Here is an 18,101-nt window from a genome sequence, read left to right as displayed (position 1 = left end):
TCTTCGATCCGTCTACTCGGCTCCGGAGAGCCGGCGGATCTCACGTCGCCACAGGAGGAATTCCTGGACGGTCCCGTCACCGGAGAGCGAGGCAGCCGCCTTCTGCGTCCAGTCCGCGGCGGTGTCGACATCGACCCCGGCCAGGCGGCGTACGGCCTCCCGCGTGTACCCGGGCACATGGCCAGCGCGACGCCGTGCCTCTGCGGCGAAGGCGGCCCCCTGGGCCACATGGGCCCGATGCCCGGCGGACAACTCCGCCAGACGGCCCAGCTCCTCCCCGGTGGCGCCGCCGGCGTAGGTCGCCGCGAGCCCCACACCGCTCCACAGATGGGGCCGGTGCTCCGGAGGGGCGGCGTCGATCGCGACCGCCACCGACTCAGGGTCGGCGGACTCGATGAACCACAGACTCCGGCCCATGCCCTGGCACCGCACGGCGTCCGTCGCTCGCAGCGGGCCGCGGCTCCTGCGGCGGCGCAGCGCGCGTCGGCCGCCGAAGAACCCGAGGGAGAATCCCCATCCGTCCTGTGCGAGCCACCCGAGCAGAGGATCCAGTCCCAGCAGCCGGCGCGCGCCCGGGTAACGGAGCCGGGCGAGCGCCCATCCCGCCCCGACGTGGATCACGTAGGGGTGCTCCTCACCCGTCCCTGCGAGCAGCGCCTTCGTACGGCGTCCTCGGGACAGCAGAAGGCCGTCCATCAGGGCGGACGCCATTCCCGCACCCTCGAAGGCGAAGCCACGCTCCTCGGGCTCCACCGAACCGAGCCGCGCGTGCACCTGGCCGATCGGAGAACCGGCCATCGCAGTGTTGAACCCGTACAGGAACGATCTGGCATGCCCTTCGAGGACAGCACGGCTGACGGGACGATTCAGGGTGAATCCTCGCTCGGCAAAATCCGCGAGCCCGTCCACAAGTCTGAAACGGCTGAAAACAAGGTTCCGCCACCCGGACATTAACGACCAGCACCTCAAAGAAGTTCTTGGCAATTGCGCGACAACGCTAACAATGCTCTCAATATCGGGAGCATAGCATGGGGAAAAGGTGGAATTTCGGCCGATTTGCCAGGACTGGCACGCTTAGCGCATGCATGCATTTAGCGGCATTGCCAAGTAATTTCGGCGCCATCGGACATGTTTTAACGCGATGGCCACCTGGCACCAGAACATCCCCCTCGGGCAACGGCGTGTCCTCTCCTGTGGGGTCTCCGGGCCAGAACCATCGCGAACCCGCTCATGCGCTTTCCCTCGACGGACGCGCGAGTCGTCCTCGCGCGGCCATGCGGCAGTGGACCTCCGCATCGCCTCTGGGTCATAGGGCGCATCCGATCCGCCACAAGACATTCACAACGTCATGCCAGAAAATGAGCTGGAACAAGCAAAGATCTCACACCCGGCGACAACGTTCCGTTGACAAAAGCCTGATCGACCTTCCTTGATCACATCAATGGTCGCGGCTGGCGCATCGGCGGAGCCATCGTCTGATGGCCACCCTGGCCCCTCATCTAATTTCGCGAAGACTATCCGGATGAGTCTTGAGCGCCTTCTCCCGCAAAGCCCAGGGGCAAGTCAAGGAGAATGCTTTTCCTGTCTGGAGAACGATGCCGATTCTCGCTGGGAAGGAGATCCGATATGACCGAGACCACCATGGGCATGTACCTCCTGCAGTGCGCTGTCGGCGCTCAACGGCAGTACCATGAGGCCGCACTGAGCATCTTCCTAATGATCGTCTTGGCGCATTGAGCCGAACACGTCACCCAGGCGATTTAGGTGTACGCGCTCGGTTGGCCGCTACCCGAGGCACGCGGCGTACTGGGCCGCCCTTCCCGTGGGTGGTCACCTCGGAATGGATTCACTACCCCGGCAGCCGCCATTCGTCAGCTGAGCTGGGTGTAATCGGTGGCCAGGTGGGAGCGGCGATGGATCCATCGGGCGCGCATGTCCGGCTCGTCGGAGAAGTTGCGCTCCTGGGTGACGACACCCTTGAGGTCGGGATGGCCGGCGTCGTAGCCGCTGTCGAGCACGGCCACCGTGACGCCCTGGCCGGTGAACCCCTGCTTCCACGCCTCGGTCGCGCCGATCTGCGCGGTGCTGCGGTCCAGCGTGAAGGACCGGCGCCCGTCGAGCCAGATCTTGCCCTTCCCCGCGGCCGGCGTACGAGCCCCGCTCACCAGGTCCCGCCACGTCCGCGCGGCGGTGCTCTTCGGCACCCGCACCGCCGCCACGCCGAGGTCGTCGAGCTTGCGGGTCAGGCGGGTCCCGCTCAGCGTCGGGGCCGACTTGTCCTCCAGGGTCTGACTGATCAGCGGGATCTCGTCCGTGTCGGCGTCGCCGTACCTCCATGCGAGAAGCTGGGTCACGTCGAAGAGCCGATCGTCGAGCAGTCCCTCGCTGACGAGCGGGAACGCGTCCGAAGGGATCACGTAGAGGTGTCCGTCGCGAAATTGCGTCGAGTAGCGGACCTGCCGTCCGGGGGCGCTCTCCACCCGGTGGCCCCGGCCGCTGACCGTCACCTTGTCCCCGGCCAGGAGCGTCACGCTACCGGACACGACCGGGCCGGATCCTGACGGGGCCGGCTGCGGGGCCGCGGCGAAGGAGGGTTCCTGAGCCGTGACCGCTCCCAAGGAACCGGCCAGTACGGCGGCCACCAATCCTGTTCGCAAAGTTGTGAATGCCACGCCCCTACTTGGACGAACCGGCGTGAAGCGTTATGAGGCACGTCGGGATCGAGGTTCCGTCCTGTGTGAAGTGTTGCACCGAGCGGGCCAAGACACGGGGGCGGCCAAGCGCTCCGTGACGCACCTGGCCAGGCGCCGGGGTTCGCGGTCGAGGGTGCGGGAGCGGACGGGGCCGGCCTCCCGGTGCAAGAACGCGCCTTCGGCGTCGGCGCGGAGCCCAGCGCCAGTGGGGCCGGCCGGTCTCGGCCCGGCCTCACTGGCCTACCGGCTGATGTCGAAGAGATCAGTGGCGGTGCTGCCCACGCGGCCCCCCGTGAGGCGGTTACGCGAGCGCCTTCTCGGCGGACACATCCGGCGTGGCGGCCAGGCGGCGCTTGCGCTTCGGCAGGCCGAAGGTCGGGTGCGAGATGCCCCACAGCGAGATCTGGAGGATGCCGGACTTGATCCGCGCGGCCTTCCTGCCGCCCACGTAGTTCGGCTTCGCTTGCGCTGCGTCGTCGACCATCTGCAGGATCCCGTCCCGCCGTCCGAGGCTGATGTGGTTGCCCGGGTGGTCCAGCCTGCTCTTCGCGATCTTGCGGCCGGTCAGGCGCCCCACGATCGCGTCCGTGGCCTGCCGGCCGGTGGAGCCGGCCGACGCGCAGGACATCGGCAGCGGCCGGCCGTTGCCGCCGATGGCGTAGGCGCTGTCGCCGGCGGCGTAGACGTTCGGGTGCGAGACCGACCGCATGGTGCCATCGACGACGATCCGGCCGTCGTCGGTGACCTCCAGCCCGCCGGCGGCGGCGATGGGGGCGACCGCGAACCCGGCGGTCCACACGGTCGCGTCGGACGCCGGAGCGGTGCCGTCGTCGCACTGCACCCGCGTCGCCTCGACGGCTTCGACGCCGGTGTGCTCCAGGACGGTGATGCCCAGCCGGTCGCAGGCCCGGCGCAGGTGGCTGCGGGCTCCGGCGGAGAGCCGGGCGCCGAGCCGGCCGCGTGCGATGAGCGTCACCGACAGGCCGGGCCGGGATTCGGCGAACTCGGTGGCGGTCTCGATACCGGTCAGCCCGTCGCCGACGACCAGCACCCTCCCGCCCTCGCCCCGCTCGGCCAGGCTGTCCAGGCGCTGGCGCAGGCGCAGCGCGGCGGGCCGGGCGGTGACGTGGAAGGCGTGCTCAGCCACACCGGGGACGCCGCAGTCGGCGACGTGGCTGCCGAGCGCGTAGACGAGCGTGTCGTAGCCGAGTTCGCCGCCGCCGCCGCCGTCGGCGTCAGCGACGGCGACGACCTGGCGCACGGGGTCGACGGCGGTGACCCGGGCCAGGCGCAGCCGTATGCCCGTGCCCGCGAAGACGTCGGCGAGCTTCGGAGCCTCGATGCGCTGGCCGGCCGCCAGCTGGTGCAGCCGCAGCCGCTCGACGAAGTCCGGCTCGGCGTTGACCACGGTGATCTCGACGTCCGCCGGGGACAGCCGGCGGGCCAGGTTCCCGGCCACGTAGGCCCCGGCATAGCCGGCGCCGAGGACGACGATGCGGTGCTTCATGTGTTGCTCCTGTCGGTTCGCTTGCTCGCTGTGGGCTGACTCGGCACCGGGTCACCGGGTTTCTTGATCGAGGTCGCCGTGAGCCTGCGCCGAAAGGTCCCGCCAGTCGGCCCAGGTCTTGAGCCGGTCGGCGTAGACCTGCTGGAGCATCGGGTAGAAGCCCAGGCCGAAGAGCACCCGCAGGGGCGGGTCGTCGGAGTCGACGATCTTGAGGAGTGCCTGCGCCGCGGCGGCCGGGTCGCCGGCGGGCTGCTTTCCCGCGAACGCGGCGATGCGTCGGCGAAGGCCGTCGTAGATCGGGTCGGGCCCGGACAGGTGGCCGTTGTTCAGTGGGTCGGGGTTCTTTCCTGACCGGGTGGCGAAGCCGCCGGGTTCGATGACGGTCACCTTGACGCCGAAGTCGGCGACCTCCTGGGCGAGGGATTCGTTCAGGGCTTCCAGGGCCCACTTTGAGGCGCTGTAGGCGCCGCTGAGCGGCATCGCCATGAGCCCGGCGGCCGAGGACAGCTGGATGAAGTGCCCCGAGCGCTGCTCGCGCAGGTAGGGCAGCGCGGCCTGGATCACCCACACCGCGCCGAACAGGTTGGTCTCCAGCTGGTCGCGCAGGTCCTGCTCGGTCAGCTCCTCGACCGCGCCGACCTGGGCGTGGCCGGCGTTGTTGACGATGACGTCGAGCCGGCCGAAGTGCTCCCTGGCCCGCTTCACACCCTCGAAGACGGCGGCCTTGTCGGTCACGTCCAGCTCCAGCGGAAGCACCGCCTCGCCGTAGGCGGCGACCAGCCCGTCCAGGCTTGCGGTGTTCCGGGCGACTGCGGCCACCTTGTCACCGCGCGACAGGGCGGCCTCGACGAAGTGGCGGCCGAGGCCGCGGGACGAACCGGTGACGAACCAGACCTTGCTCATGATGTCTTTCCGTTCTTTCTGCGGAGGCGGCGTCCTGACGATCATGAGGCGTCGGCGTCCCGAACTGTGTGACAGCGCGGCGATGTGACGTGCGTCACCGAGCACGGGTGTCACACGGCGGTGGGCGCCAACGCCTTATGCATGGAGCAGGAGTTGCGAGTGAACAGGCAGGAGCCAGGCATGAACGAGCGCGGGGACGCAACGACGGGGACAGCAGAGCCGATGGCTGATGACGGCCGGATGGACTCCGCCACCGAGGCGTTCCTCGTCCACCGCAACCTGCTGTTCACCGTCGCCTACGAGATGCTCGGCTCGGCGACCGACGCCGAGGACGTCCTCCAGGAGACCTGGCTGCGGTGGATGAAGATCGACTTGGCGCAGGTGCACGACCGGCGCGCCTACCTGGTACGAATCGCCACCCGGCGCTCGCTCGACCGGCTGCGCACCATGAAGCGCCGCAAGGAGTTGTACGTCGGCCCGTGGTTGCCCGAACCGCTGCTCACCGCGCCGGACGTGGCCGAGGACGTCGAGCTCGCCGAGAGCGTGTCGATGGCGCTCATGCTCGTCCTGGAGACGCTGTCGCCGACCGAGCGGGCCGTCTTTGTGCTACGTGAGGTCTTCGACGTCGGCTATGACGAGATCGCCGCCGCGGTCGGCAAGACGCCGGCGACCGTACGCCAGATCGCGCACCGTGCCCGCCGGCACGTCGATGCCCGTCGCCCTCGTGAGGCGGTCTCCCCGAGCCAGAGCCGGGCGGTGCTGGCCTCGTTCCAGCGTGCGGTCGAGACCAGGGACCTGCAGGGGCTGCTCGACGTGCTGGCCCCGGAGGTCGTCCTGATCAGCGACGGCGGCGGCGTCAAGCAGGCCGCGCCGCAGCCGATCATCGGCGCCGGCAAGGTGGCCCGCATGATCGTCAGCGGTCTCGGCAAGGCCCAGGTCGCGCTCACCGGCGAGCTCACCGTGGTCAACGGCAACCCGGCGCTCCTCCTGTGTGTGGACGGCGAGATCGACGGCGTCATCGCGACCCGTGTCGAGGACACCCGCATCACCGGCCTCTACTACGTCCGCAACCCGCACAAGCTGACCCGCATCGGACCCGAGACCCCGCTCACGCTGAAGTGATCCGCCGGCCGCCGCGCCGGCAGCGCGCGGCATTCCGGGCGGCGGCATCCGCGTTCCGGCCCGCCCCGTCATCACGTCAACCATGCAAACGTTCTCTTCGAGGAGCAGATATGGCTGTTCAGGCCCCGCCGGCAGCCGACACACCACCTTCCCTCTGGTCAACGTTTCTCAGGGCAGTCGTCCTGCTCACGGCGGGCGCCTCCGTACTGCTCACCGCCTTCGCGTGGCCGTCGGTGCGGGATGTGCCGCCGCATCGCCGGCCTCGGCAACCCCGCTCAGCCTGCGATGAACACCGCTGACGAGCCGGCCCACGGCCTTGGAGCGACCGCCGGTTCCGGAGTCGCTCCAGCAGAACACATTCCGCCAGATCCAGTACTGGGAGGTCATTCATGACGAAGAGCGTTGCCGACGGACTCGCCGATCTGGAACTGCCGGTCGGGCGGGGCTGCCCGTTCGCCCCGCCCGCCGCGTACGAGCGACTGCGTGAGCAGGCGCCGATCAACAAGGTCCGCCTGGCCGGCGGTGGCGAGGCGTGGTGGGTGTCCGGGTATGAGGAGGCCAGGGCCGTCCTCGTCGATGGCCGCTTCTCCTCCGACAAGCGCAAGGACGGCTTCCCGCTGTTCACCCTCGACGCGGCGACCCTGCAGCAGCTGCGCAGCCAGCCGCCGTTGATGCTCGGCATGGACGGCGCCGAACACGCCGCGGCCCGGCGCTCGGTGATCGGCGAGTTCACCGTGAAGCGGCTGGCCGCGCTGCGCCCGCGGATCCAGGACATCGTCGACCGCTTCATCGACGACATGCTCGCCGCCGGCCGGCGGCCGGTCGACCTGGTTCAGGCACTGTCCCTGCCGGTGCCCTCCCTGGTGATCTGCGAACTGCTCGGTGTCCCGTACGACGACCACGACTACTTCCAGAGCCGCACCACCATGATGGTGCGCCGGACCTCGCTGGAAGACCGCCGGCGAGCCTTCAGCGAGCTCCGCGCCTACATCGACGACCTGATCACCCGCAAGGAGTCCGAGCCCGGCGACGACCTGTTCGGCCGACAGATCGCCCGGCACCGCCGGGAGGGCACCCTCGACCACGCGAGCCTGGTCAGCCTGGCCTTCCTGCTGCTGACCGCCGGGCACGAGACCACGGCGAACATGATCTCGCTCGGCGTCGTCGGGCTGCTGACGCATCCGGACCAACTGGCCCTGGTCAAGGCCGACCCGGGCAGGACGCCCATGGCCGTGGAGGAACTGCTGCGCTACTTCACCATCGCCGACGGAGTCACCTCCCGGCTGGCCACCGAAGACGTGGAGATCGGCGGGGTGAGCATCAAGGCCGGCGAGGGCGTCATCGTCTCGATGTTGTCGGCCAACTGGGACCCGGCGACGTTCGAGGACCCGGGCGAACTGGATGCCGAGCGCGGGGCCCGCCACCACCTCGCCTTCGGCTTCGGCCCGCATCAGTGCCTCGGCCAGAACCTGGCCCGGGTGGAACTGCAGATCGTCTTCGACACGCTGTTCCGCCGCATCCCCACCCTGCGGCTCGCCGCACCGGCCGAGGAACTGCCGTTCAAGTCCGACGCCGTCATCTACGGCGTCCACGAACTCCCGGTCACCTGGTGAGCAGGGCATGACCCGCATCAAGGCCGGCACCAGGGCCTGCACGACCGGAGCGCCGCACGGGCGAGCCACGCCGTCAGACCTTGCCTCCACTCAGCGACAACGGCATCGACCTCGTGATCTAGTGGCCATTGTCGGCCATGGGATACCTTTGGCTGTTCTGGACGGTCTCGGCGCAATCCTCGTTGTTTTGCGATGAAGGTGCATGGCAATGGGGGGCGCCTACGAAAGAGGTGCCGTGGTCAAGCCCTTATCGGAGCGCAGCCCCGCCAGGCCAAGAGTCAAGCTGCTGACGATGCTGGTCATTGCGCACGTCTTTGCAGGTACGTTCGCGGCTTTCGACCCTTACAGCAAGCGTGATATCTCGTTCATTCTTCAGAAGGCGCATGAAGGCAAGCTGAGCGAAGTGACTCTTGTCGATGATGAGCGACGCATCTCCGTCTCCACGATCGATGGTCAGAAATGGTACGCCCCCTATGGGCCGCCCGGCCTCTCTGCGGAAGCACTCATGGAAGAGCCCCGTGGGCGACGGGTTGGCAGGGCTTGATCGCGGGTGGAGCGGTCCCTTGATCGGCGGGTCCGGGGTTCGAGTCCCTGGCGGCGCACAGCGCACCCCTTCGCCGGAAGGGGTGCGCCGTGCGCGTTCCGTCGGGGTTACTTCAGTCCGTAGGCCTTGTGGATCGTCTGGTCCACGGCGTTGCCCTCCTGGTCGGTGGCCTGGGCACGAAGGCCGACGGTGCCGTCGGTCCGGGGCAGGGGCGGGTGGGTGATGGTGCCGGTGAAGGCGTGGTCGCCGGAGGCGGACATGGGGACGGGCACCCAGTGGGCGCCGCCGTCGAAGGTGGCCGACAGCCGGAGCGTGGTCAGCTTGGCGTCGGGCTGCCCGAAGGAGCCGTTGTAGCCGGTGACGGTGATGCGGCGGGCGAGCCCGGCCGTGGCCTGGTTGTCCAGGTCGAGGTCCAGGTCGTAGCTGAGGTTGAGCCGGCGTACCGGCGCGCAGGGAGCCAGGACCTGGGTGACGAGCCAGCCCGCGCACAGGCCGTCGGTGAGGTCCTTCATCCCGGATTCGGGGCGTGTGGAGCGGAAGGTCCAGGCCGTTTCGACATCGGTGGCGAACCGCTGTCCCGACTGCGGGGTGTGGAAGATGTCGGTGAGCCGGTATTCGGCCTCATCGGGCGGAAGGGTGAAGGTCGGCAGCTTGATCGCGACGGGTCCGAGCGCGCCGATCCTCTCCTCCAGGGGCACTTCCCGGCCGTCGCGGTAGAGGTGCATTTCGTCCTTGCCGCCGGCCCAGGCCTGGAAGTTGGCACTCCAGGTGAAGGGCTCCTGGTGGTTGGGCTCGGGGCCCATGACGGGCACCGCCGCCGTGAACAGACCGCCGGTACGGCACGCGAAGCAGGTGACCGTGCCCGAGTCGATCACGCGGTCGCTGTCGCGCGGTGCGCCGGGAACTCTGGGCTGCATGCCCCACCGCTCCGTCCGGCGTCCCGCCTTGGTGAAGACGTCGAGCGCGATCGTGGTGTAGCCGGTCCTGGAGGGATTGCCCTCGTCGTACCGCATCCGGACGTCACGCTGCCACGTCACGTCGGGCGAGACCGGCCCGACGTACTCGGTCACCGTGGTCCGAGCCTGCCAGGCGCCGTCGAGACCCCACGCGACGAACGGTTCGGAGCCGTTGAGCAGCACGGGGGTCCAGCTCATGCGTACGGTGCCGGGGCGGTCGGAGTGGAAGCGGTCGTCGATCTCCTGAAGGTTCTTCCTGGTCACCCGGTAGTCGAGCCTGGCGGGGATCCGGCCGCGCTCGGGGAAGAACAACGAGTACATGTACGGCCTGGCCGGGCTGCCCTCGACCTTGACGTCGACCGGCTTGCGGGCCAGCGCCCTGCCCTGGTCGGCGGGCAGGCTCATGGTCGGGATCGGGTAGAAGGCCCAGCTGCCGGTCGGGTCGAGAAAGGCCCGTCCGGACGCGCCGTAGCCGAGCACGCCCACCGCGCCGGCGGCCGCCAGGGCCTCCACGCGGTCGAGCCCGTCGCCGGAGCAGGTCGTGTCCGGGCAGAGGTCGCCGAGGTCGAGCAGGGCGAGCTTGCCCCGTACGTCCAGGCCGGACAGGTCGGTGCCGTGGCCCACGTCCGCCAGCGGGAGGGTCTGCTTGCCGGTCAGCTTCGGGATGTCGGGGGTGATGCCCGCGTAGCGGGGGGCGAGCGTGCGTCCGGCGGCCTTCATCGTGACGAGGGGCGCGCCCTGCCAGAACTGGCCGGTGAGGTCGAGGGCGCCCTGCTTGACCGGTTCGGTGGGCAACATCCAGTAGTGGTGCAGCCCGTACGCCGGGTAGGAGGAGAGGAAGTCGGCCACGATGCCGTTCGCGGTGGTCCGCCGCAGGGCGTAGTGGGACAGGTAGGTCTCGGTCGTGCGGGGGGTGTCCAGGCGGACCTCGCGGGCCTTGCGCAGGTCGAGGGTGACCGTCGTGTCCCGGTCCACCTTGACCTCGGGCGCGGTCGGCAGTGACTGCTGCCACTCGCCGTTCTCACCCCGCCAGGCGGCGATGGTGTGGACGCTGAAGGTGCCCGGGTAGACGCTCGCCTCGCCCTCGGCCGTCTGATAGACGGAGTCCAGGTCGTCGCGGTCGTCGGTACGCAGGAACAGCCAAGGGACGGAGACCGCGTCGGTCGCGCCGTCCGGCATGATCAGTTCGGTCTTGAGCTTGACCCTGCGCGGCTCGACGAACGCGCCCACGGCCGTGCGCACGACCACGTCGCCGCCGGTGGCCGCCACCGAACCCTCGTACCAGGTGGCCGGTCCTGACGGGTCGAAGGAGACGGCCACGTCCGCGGCGCCGTGGGCGGGGACGGTCACCGTGTCGCGGTCCAGCTTGAGCGCCCGCTCGGGGGCGGTGCCGCGGTGCGCCGCGATGCTCGCCCGCAGGGCCAGCGTCACCGGCTGGTCGCCGTCGTTGGTGTAGGTGATCGTCCTGGTGGCCGGGCCGCTCTGCGGGGAGCTCAGGAAGCCGAAGTCGAGGTTGCCCGAGCCGCGCACCTGCTGGGTGACCGCCCTGGCCACGTCGATGCGCCCGGCGCCCTGCTGGTAGGCGGTCAGGCCGTCGTCCTTGGCGGTGCCGATGAGCGCCGCCTTGAGCTGCGGGCCCGTCCAGTCGGGGTGCCGGCCGGCGAGGATGGCCGCCGCGCCCGACACGTGCGGGGTCGCCATCGAGGTGCCGGAGGCGGCGGTGTGGAGCTCGTCCACGGGCGAACCCATCGACGTGCCGCGCGCGCGGGCCGCGACGATGCCGACGCCGGGCGCGGCCACGTCGGGCTTGAGCCCGTAGTCGAACGGGGTCGGGCCTCTGCTGGAGAAGGGGGCCAGTTCGTCCTCGCGGTCGACCGCGCCGACTGTCAGCGCCGCCGCCGCGGATCCCGGCGAGTTGACGGTACGGCTGCCGCCGTCGTTGCCGGCGGCCACGACGAACAGCGCGCCCGTCTCGGCGCTGAGCGTGTTCACCGCCTGGTTGATGGGGCCGTTCTGGTCCTCGTACTCGCCGCCGATGCTGATCGAGACCACCTTGGCCTGCGCGGCGGCCCACTGCATGCCCGCGATGACCTGCGAAGAGGTGCCCGTGCCCGACGAGCTGAGCACCTTGCCCACCAGGAGCGTGGCCTCGGGCGCCACGCCCGTGTACCGTCCGGAGCCGGCGATCGTGGAGGCGACGTGGGTGCCGTGGCCGTGGCCGTCGCGGGCGTCGGGATCGTCGGTGAAGTTGGCCGTCGCCCCGATCCGGCCGGCCAGGTCGGGGTGGTCGGGATCGACGCCGGTGTCGAGCACGGCGACCTTGACGCCCTTGCCCTTGTAGCCGGCGGCCCAGGCCTGCGGCGCGCCGATCTGCGGCACGCTCTTGTCGAGCACGGCCTTCATCTTGCGGTCGAGCCAGATCGCCTTGGGCGCGGTCGCGCGCGCGGCGGGGGACGAGGCGGCCGCGGCCCAGAACTCCCGCGCCGCCTTCTTGTCCACCTTGACGGCGGCGCCTCCCACGCTGGCCAGGGCGAGGGGCGAGGCGGTGGCCGGGAGCGCGTCGGCCCGCGCCGACAGCGTCGCGGCGGCCTGCCCGGCGGTGCCGTACTGAACGATGACCGGCAGGGTCGGGCGTTCGGCGTCGGTATAGCCGTTGGCGGCCAGGTACGCCACGTCGAACAGGCCCTTGTCCACCTGGCCCGAGGCCACCGGGGCCATCGCGTCGGAGGGGAAGACGTAGAAGGAGTCGCCCTTTCGCAGGGTCACGAAGGACACCGGCGCTCCTCCTGCGCGCCTGGCCGGTTTCACGTCGGCGCGCGGGGTGCCGTCGGCGGCCTTGCCGTACGTCACCACGTCGCCGGTGATCAGGGTGAGCTGGGTGGCGGCGGGTAAGGCGCCCGGGGCGGGGGCCGGGGTGTCGGCGGACTCGGGTGAAGGGGAGGGCGTGGCCATCCCCATGGACAGGACCAACCCCAACGCGGTCAGCCCGGCGAGCGGGCGGCGAGCCATGGTTCTCCTCGGAGTAGTACATGATCGAGCACACAAAACCTCCCATCATGCGCCATATCCGGAAAGATGACCTTTCGTCCTCTTCACGCCGTTGGCGGGAAGAGGACACGATGGGCGCATGCTCGAATCGCTGGGCCTGTCGACGGCCGAAGAGGCGCTGTACCAGACGCTGATCGAGGTCTCGCCGATCACGGCCGCCGACCTCGAACGGCTCGCCGGCCCGCAGGCCGCGCTCTGCGCGAGGCTTCAGGAACTCGGCCTGGTCACCCGGCTGCCGGAGGACCCGCCCAGGTACGCCGCGGTCGCCCCGAGCATGGGCCTCGACGTGCTGATCAGCGCCAGGTCCAGGGCGCTGGCCGCCGCCCGGGGCCGCATCGCCGGGCTCAGCGCCGCCTTCCACCGGGCGGGCACCGAGCGCGACGCCGCCGGGCTGGTCGAGGTGGTGATCGGCAGGCAGGCGGTGAACGACCGTTTCGAGCAGCTCCAGCGGGAGACGCACCGCTCGATCCGGGTGTTCGACGCGCCGCCGTACGCCGGGGTGATCGGGGCGAACGCGCGTGAGTTCGACCTGCTGGCAAGGGGCGTGAACTACCGCGTCCTGTACGACAGGAAGGCGATGGAGCTGCCCGGGGCGCTGACGGTGGTCACCGACTACATCACCGCCGGCGAGCAGGCCAGGGTCGGCGAGGTGCCGATGAAGCTCGTCCTGAACGACCGGCCGACGGCGATCGTCCCGCTGCGGCACGACCTGCACCTGGTCGAATCCGCGCTGGTGGTGCACGACCCGACGCTGCTGGAGGCGCTCGGCGCGCTGTTCGAGATGAACTGGCAGCGCGCCGTCCCGCTGGGCGTGCGGCAGGGGCAGGCCCGGCTGCCCGAGGAGCGGAGCCCCGCCGACGCGCACGAGGACCTGCTGCCCCTGCTCATCTCGGGGCTGACCGACGCGGCCATCGGGGCGCAGCTCGGCTGGAGCGTGCGCACGGTGCGCAGGCGGGTGCAGGCGATGATGGTCCAGCTCGACGCGCAGACCCGGTTCCAGGCCGGCTATCAGGCCGTCCTGCGCGGCTGGCTGCGGTGACGCTCGAAGCGCTCGGGCTGAGCCCGGCCGAGGAGCAGCTCTACGAGCTGCTCGTCGAGTGCTCGCCGGCCACCCTCGACCGGCTCGCCGCGGGCTTCGCCGGCCCCGGCCTGCCCGCGCTGCTGCCCGCGCTGCTGACCGGGCTGGAGAACAAGGGCCTGGTCAACCGGCTGCCGGACGAACCGGCGCGGTACGTCGCCGTCGCCCCCGACGTCGCGCTCGACGCGCTGCTCACCGTCGCAGAAGAGGGGCTCGCGCGCGCCAGGGAACGTGCCGCCGACCTGGACGACGCCTTCCAACAGCGCGCCTCCGGGCAGCAGCCGCCGCTGGTCGTGGAGGTGATCACCGGCGCCGCCGCGGTACGGCAACGCCTCCTCCAGCTCCAGCGCGCGGCCCGCCACCAGGTACGGACCTTCTCCCAGCCGCCGTACTTCGACCGGCACGCCAGCGTGGCCGCCCACCGCGAGCTGCTGGACCGCGGCATCACCAGCCGGGTCATCTACGAGCGCGACTTCATCGACCGGCCGGGCGCGCTGCGGCTGATCGAGGAGATGATCGGCGCGGGCCAGCTGGCGAGGGTGCTGCCCAGCCTGCCGATGAAGCTCTACCTGGTCGACGACCGGTTCGCGCTGCTGGTGCTGCGCTACGAGTCGCCCGACTCCGCGGCGCTCCTGGTGCACCCCTCCGGGCTGCTGGAGGCGCTGAGCAGGCTGTTCGAGGGGACCTGGGAGCGGGCGCTGCCGATGCGGCTGACCGGTTCGCGCGAGGCGCCGCAGGACGACGAACGGTTGATCGCCCTCCTGCTGACCGGCCTGACCGACGAGGCCATCGCCCGCCAGCTCGGCATCGGCTACCGCACCGCCCAGCGGCGCATCGCCGAGCTCATGGCCAGGCTCGGCGCCCACACCCGCTTCCAGGCCGGCGTGCAGGCCGCCCGATCCCAGGCCCGGAGCACCCCTCCTCGCTGCTCCAGTGCATAGCCGAGCCACAGCCGATCCATAGCGCCGCGTTCTACGGTGTGCCGCATGCGACCTACGACGGCAATGCGCCGTGCATTCAGCATCGGGCTCGTAGCAGTCAGCGGATTCATCGCTGTCCCTGCGGGGACGGCCTCCGCCACTACCGTGCAGATCGCCTCCGACCTGAGCTGCTACAAAAAGGTGGTCACCGTCCGTGGTGGAGGCATCAAAGGGTTCTCCGTCAACTGCACGGGCCCGTCCAGCAAGATCAGGACCTTCACCGTCTGGGGGTGGCGCGAGAACGCCAGCACGCTGACGAGCAGCGGGATGAGCGTCTACGGAGCCGAAAGCGGATGGGTGTCGCTGCCGACGCTGTCGAGCGGCACCTACTCCTGGATCGACGTCAAGTGATCAGCAGAACGCTCTGACGCCACTTCGGGGCCGGGACCTCTCCGGGGAGCAGAGAGCCTCCGAGGCCGAGCTCGCCAACCGGCCCCCCTGACCCCGACACCACGACGGCCGCCACCCCGACCAGGGTGGCGGCCATCGGCGTCTGCCCCGGTGCGCGCACCTTGCGGGCAGACGCCCGGCGGAGACAGCCCTCGCTATCGTGATCACATGGGGGCAGACGACGTACGGTTCAACATCCTGGGCCGGCTCGAAGCGACGGTCGGCGACCGGCCGGTGCGGCTGGGCGGCCCACGGGCCCGGGCGGTGCTGGCCATGCTGGTGGTCGGCCACGGCAAGGTGCTCAGCATCGACCGGCTGGCCACCGCCTGGGGGCAGAACCCGCCCGCGACCGTACGCAACCAGGTCATGATCGCGGTGGCGGCGTTACGCAAGGGATTACGCGAGGCGGGCGCCGAGTCGGAGATCATCAAGACCGAGGGGTCGGGCTATCGGCTCGTCGGCGGCCTGGTGGACACCCAGCACGCGGAACAGTGCATCGAACAGGGCCGTCAGGCGGCTCAGGCGGGACGGCAGGCCGAGGCCGCCGACCTGCTGGGCCAGGCCCTGGCTCTGTGGCGCGGCCCGGTGCTCGGCGACCTGGAACTGGAGGAGCTGGCGGCCTTCGCCGGGCGATGGGAGGAACTGCGCCTGGCCGTCCTCGAAGAGCGGGCCGAACTCGACCTCGCCCTCGGCCGCCACCGCAACGTGGTCGGCGAGCTGTCGGAGCTGCTCGCCGGACATCCGCTGAGAGAGCGCCTGCGGGGGCTGCTCATGACGGCATTGCACGGCTCCGGGCGGCGGTCCGACGCGCTTGAGGTCTACCGTCAGGGGCGAGCCCTGCTGGCGGACGAACTCGGCCTCGACCCCGGCCCCGAGCTGCGCCGGCTGGAGGCGGCCATCCTCGCCGACGCCCCCGACCTGGAGCCCGTCCACGGAGGCGACGAGACGAGGCAGGTGCCCGCCGAACTGCCCGCCGACGTGACCGCCTTCGTGGGGCGCGAACGCGATCTGGCCCTGCTGCGCAGGTACGCCTTGTGCGGGGGAGTGCCCTCCGTCACCACCGTCACCGGCCCGGCCGGCGCGGGCAAGACCGCCCTGGCCGTCCGGTTCGGCCATCTCGTGGCCGAGGAGTTCCCCGACGGCCGGCTCTACGTGAACCTGCGCGGGCACGCGCCCCGACCGCCCATGTCGCCGCTGGAGGCACTCGTACGCATGCTCGGTTCGCTCGGGACGCCCCCGGAGCGGATCCCTGAAGAGGAGGAGGCCGCGGCGGGCCTGTACCGCTCGCGCCTGTCGGGCCGGCGGATGCTGGTGCTGCTCGACGACGCGCGCACTGCCGAGCAGGTACGCCCCCTGTTGCCCGGCGCTCCCGGTTGCCTGGTCCTCGTCACCAGCCGCAACGCGCTCGCCGGGCTGGCCGTCTCCCACGGCGCCCGGAACCTGTCGCTCGGCGTGCTCGACCGTCGCGAGAGCGTGCGACTGCTGGCCTCCGTGGTCGGGGATCAGCGGCTGTCCGCCGAGCCGGACGCGGCCGAGCAGATCGTCCGGCTGTGCGGCCGCCTCCCGCTGGCCCTGCGCGTGGCCGCCGCCACACTGGCGACGCGCCCGCGCAGGTCGCTGAGCGAATACGCCGCCGCGCTGTCCGCGCGAGGGCTGGACCTGCTGCGGATCGACGGCGACGTGGCGGTCAGGGCGGCGTTCGAGCTGTCGTACGCGGGACTGCCGGAGGCGGAGCGGCGCCTGTTCAGGCTGCTGGGGCTGGTTCGAGGGCCCGACATCACCGCGCCGGCCGCCGCCGCCCTGGCCGGCGTCGAGACCGCCGAGGCCGAACAGCTCCTGGACCGCCTCGCCGCCGCCCACCTGATCGAGGAGCACCGGCCGTACCGGTACACCTGCCACGACCTGCTCCGCCAGTACGCCGGAGAGCTCGCGCTCCGCGACGACGCCCCGGCGGCCGGCGTCCAGGCCCTCGAACGCCTCGGCGACTGGTACCTGGCCGAGACCGTCGCGGCGGCCGAGAGCGCCTATCCCTCGATCACCCGTCTGCCGCTCCCCGTCACGTCCGGGCTCAGGCCCCGTGCCGAGGCGATGGCCTGGCTCAGCGCGGAGCAGGCCAACCTGGTCGCCTTCGCCCTGCACGCCGCCGACGCCGCCTTCTCCGTCCCCGCCGCCCGCCGGCCGCCGATCAGCGGACCCAGACGGCACGCCTGGCTGATCGCCGACGCCCTGCGTGGCCACTTCGTCCACCACACCGCCACCAGCCTGGCCGACATCGTGGCGGTCTCCGACGCCGCGGCGCACGCGGCCGCCGTCGAGAACGACCCGCTCGGCCTGGCGGCGGCGCACCTCTGTGCGGGCACGGCCGCCCTGTGCCGCGCCGCCTATTCCGCCGCCCGCCTCGCCTGCGACCTGGCCGTCCGGCACAGCGAGCGCGCGGGTTGGTCCGCCGGCGCCGCCGCCGCGCACAACAACGCCGCCGCCGCCTGCCACGACCAGGGCGAGCTGGGCCGGGCCATCGACCACCTCGTCAGGTCCGTGGAGCTCAACCGGGAGATCGGCGACACCTACGGCGAGGCCCGCGCCACGGGCAATCTGGGCGCCGTACACCTGGAATGCGGCGACCTGGAGGCAGCGGAACGACATCTGCGCGACGCCATCGCCCTCCACCGCCACCTGCGCAACAGCGAGCTGAGCCACTCCCTCAACGAGCTCGCGACGGTCCGGCGCCTCAGCGGCGACCTGGACGAGGCACTGGCCCTCGCCACCGAGGCGCTCCGCCACGACCGCGCGAGCGACCTGCACGTGCCCGAGTCCAAGAGCCTGACCACGCTGGCGGAGATCCACCGTGACCGCGGCCGTCTCGACCTCGCCCTGGAGGCCGCGATCTTGGCCGGTCAGCGCGCGGAAGGCGCGCGGCACGTCTACGCCATGTGCAGCGCCACGCACGTACTCGGCACCGTCCGGGCGATGACCGGACATCACAGCGAGGCCCTCGACGCCCACCGGCAAGCACTCACCTACGCCGTCACGGCAGGCATGCGGCGTCTGCAGGTGAGGCCGCTGCTCGGTATCGCCCGCGCGCACGCCGACCTGGGCACGCACGACCGCGCGCTCCAGTACGCCCGTCAAGCGCTGGACCAGGCGTCCTCGACCGGCTACCGCCTGCTGGAGGACCTGGCGCTGTCGCTCTTGGCCGACCTCGAAGGGCAGCCACGTCCGGCACGTCACGAAGGGGACGGGCGCCGTACCCGGCGGTGATGCGGCACG

The 18,101-nt window shown here is 71.0% G+C and carries 12 protein-coding genes; 7 read left to right on the top strand and 5 right to left on the bottom strand.

The window, feature by feature from the left end:
* Positions 1-12 precede the first annotated feature (12 nt).
* From ABZ459_RS17870 to ABZ459_RS17855, 4 genes are all read right to left on the bottom strand, one after another.
* Positions 13-951, bottom strand: coding sequence for a DUF1702 family protein (locus tag ABZ459_RS17870; protein ID WP_357971342.1), 939 nt, complete (start codon positions 949-951; stop codon positions 13-15).
* Positions 952-1,871: 920 nt separating this feature from the next.
* Positions 1,872-2,543 (bottom strand): hypothetical protein, encoded by a 672-nt coding sequence (locus ABZ459_RS17865; RefSeq protein WP_357971341.1) that lies wholly within the window; start codon positions 2,541-2,543, stop codon positions 1,872-1,874.
* 451 nt (positions 2,544-2,994) lie between these two features.
* Complete coding sequence (locus ABZ459_RS17860; protein WP_357971340.1) at positions 2,995-4,200, bottom strand: FAD-dependent oxidoreductase; 1,206 nt, start codon at positions 4,198-4,200, stop codon at positions 2,995-2,997.
* Positions 4,201-4,251: 51 nt separating this feature from the next.
* The gene (locus tag ABZ459_RS17855) at positions 4,252-5,103 is read right to left on the bottom strand and encodes an SDR family NAD(P)-dependent oxidoreductase (protein ID WP_357971339.1); all 852 of its coding nucleotides are present in this window, start codon (positions 5,101-5,103) and stop codon (positions 4,252-4,254) included.
* 222 nt (positions 5,104-5,325) lie between these two features.
* Between ABZ459_RS17855 and ABZ459_RS17850 the strand changes: the two genes are divergently transcribed.
* From ABZ459_RS17850 to ABZ459_RS17840, 3 genes are all read left to right on the top strand, one after another.
* Positions 5,326-6,225, top strand: a complete 900-nt coding sequence (locus tag ABZ459_RS17850; protein WP_357971338.1) for an RNA polymerase sigma-70 factor — start codon at positions 5,326-5,328, stop codon at positions 6,223-6,225.
* A gap of 389 nt (positions 6,226-6,614) precedes the next feature.
* On the top strand, positions 6,615-7,838 hold the full coding sequence (locus tag ABZ459_RS17845; protein WP_357971337.1) for a cytochrome P450: 1,224 nt from the start codon (positions 6,615-6,617) through the stop codon (positions 7,836-7,838).
* Positions 7,839-8,073: 235 nt separating this feature from the next.
* Positions 8,074-8,382, top strand: a complete 309-nt coding sequence (locus ABZ459_RS17840; protein ID WP_357971336.1) for a hypothetical protein — start codon at positions 8,074-8,076, stop codon at positions 8,380-8,382.
* Positions 8,383-8,489: 107 nt separating this feature from the next.
* Here the strand turns inward: ABZ459_RS17840 and ABZ459_RS17835 are convergent, their stop codons facing one another.
* Entirely contained in the window at positions 8,490-12,347 is a 3,858-nt protein-coding gene (locus tag ABZ459_RS17835; protein WP_357971335.1) for a S8 family serine peptidase, read from the bottom strand.
* Positions 12,348-12,465: 118 nt separating this feature from the next.
* Here ABZ459_RS17835 and ABZ459_RS17830 point away from each other — a divergent pair, with 118 nt between their 5' ends.
* The 4 genes from ABZ459_RS17830 (at position 12,466) to ABZ459_RS17815 (ending at position 18,092) form a co-directional block, all read left to right on the top strand.
* Positions 12,466-13,425: a transcriptional regulator gene (locus tag ABZ459_RS17830; RefSeq protein WP_357971334.1), complete on the top strand. Its 960-nt coding sequence runs from the start codon at positions 12,466-12,468 to the stop codon at positions 13,423-13,425.
* On the top strand, positions 13,422-14,405 hold the full coding sequence (locus ABZ459_RS17825) for a LuxR C-terminal-related transcriptional regulator (protein ID WP_357971333.1): 984 nt from the start codon (positions 13,422-13,424) through the stop codon (positions 14,403-14,405). The genes ABZ459_RS17830 and ABZ459_RS17825 overlap by 4 nt, the downstream gene beginning before the upstream one ends.
* A 45-nt stretch (positions 14,406-14,450) precedes the next feature.
* On the top strand, positions 14,451-14,795 hold the full coding sequence (locus ABZ459_RS17820) for a hypothetical protein (protein WP_357971332.1): 345 nt from the start codon (positions 14,451-14,453) through the stop codon (positions 14,793-14,795).
* A 207-nt stretch (positions 14,796-15,002) separates the two neighbouring features.
* On the top strand, positions 15,003-18,092 hold the full coding sequence (locus tag ABZ459_RS17815; protein WP_357971331.1) for a BTAD domain-containing putative transcriptional regulator: 3,090 nt from the start codon (positions 15,003-15,005) through the stop codon (positions 18,090-18,092).
* The last annotated feature ends 9 nt before the right edge of the window (positions 18,093-18,101 follow it).

The sequence above is a fragment of the Nonomuraea sp. NPDC005692 genome (assembly GCF_040631115.1).
Taxonomy (GTDB): domain Bacteria; phylum Actinomycetota; class Actinomycetes; order Streptosporangiales; family Streptosporangiaceae; genus Nonomuraea.
The sequence above is the reverse complement of the archived record's forward strand: the minus strand, read 5'-3'. Positions and strand labels throughout refer to the sequence as shown.

Excerpts from the sequence above, each read along its gene's own strand:
- ABZ459_RS17870 (WP_357971342.1), bottom strand. The coding sequence starts at position 951 with ATGTCCGGGTGGCGGAACCTTGTTTTCAGCCGTTTCAGACTTGTGGAC.
- ABZ459_RS17860 (WP_357971340.1), bottom strand. The coding sequence starts at position 4,200 with ATGAAGCACCGCATCGTCGTCCTCGGCGCCGGCTATGCCGGGGCCTAC.
- ABZ459_RS17855 (WP_357971339.1), bottom strand. The coding sequence starts at position 5,103 with ATGAGCAAGGTCTGGTTCGTCACCGGTTCGTCCCGCGGCCTCGGCCGC.
- ABZ459_RS17850 (WP_357971338.1), top strand. The coding sequence starts at position 5,326 with ATGGCTGATGACGGCCGGATGGACTCCGCCACCGAGGCGTTCCTCGTC.
- ABZ459_RS17845 (WP_357971337.1), top strand. The coding sequence starts at position 6,615 with ATGACGAAGAGCGTTGCCGACGGACTCGCCGATCTGGAACTGCCGGTC.
- ABZ459_RS17835 (WP_357971335.1), bottom strand. The coding sequence starts at position 12,347 with ATGGCTCGCCGCCCGCTCGCCGGGCTGACCGCGTTGGGGTTGGTCCTG.
- ABZ459_RS17830 (WP_357971334.1), top strand. The coding sequence starts at position 12,466 with ATGCTCGAATCGCTGGGCCTGTCGACGGCCGAAGAGGCGCTGTACCAG.
- ABZ459_RS17820 (WP_357971332.1), top strand. The coding sequence starts at position 14,451 with ATGCGACCTACGACGGCAATGCGCCGTGCATTCAGCATCGGGCTCGTA.
- ABZ459_RS17815 (WP_357971331.1), top strand. The coding sequence starts at position 15,003 with ATGGGGGCAGACGACGTACGGTTCAACATCCTGGGCCGGCTCGAAGCG.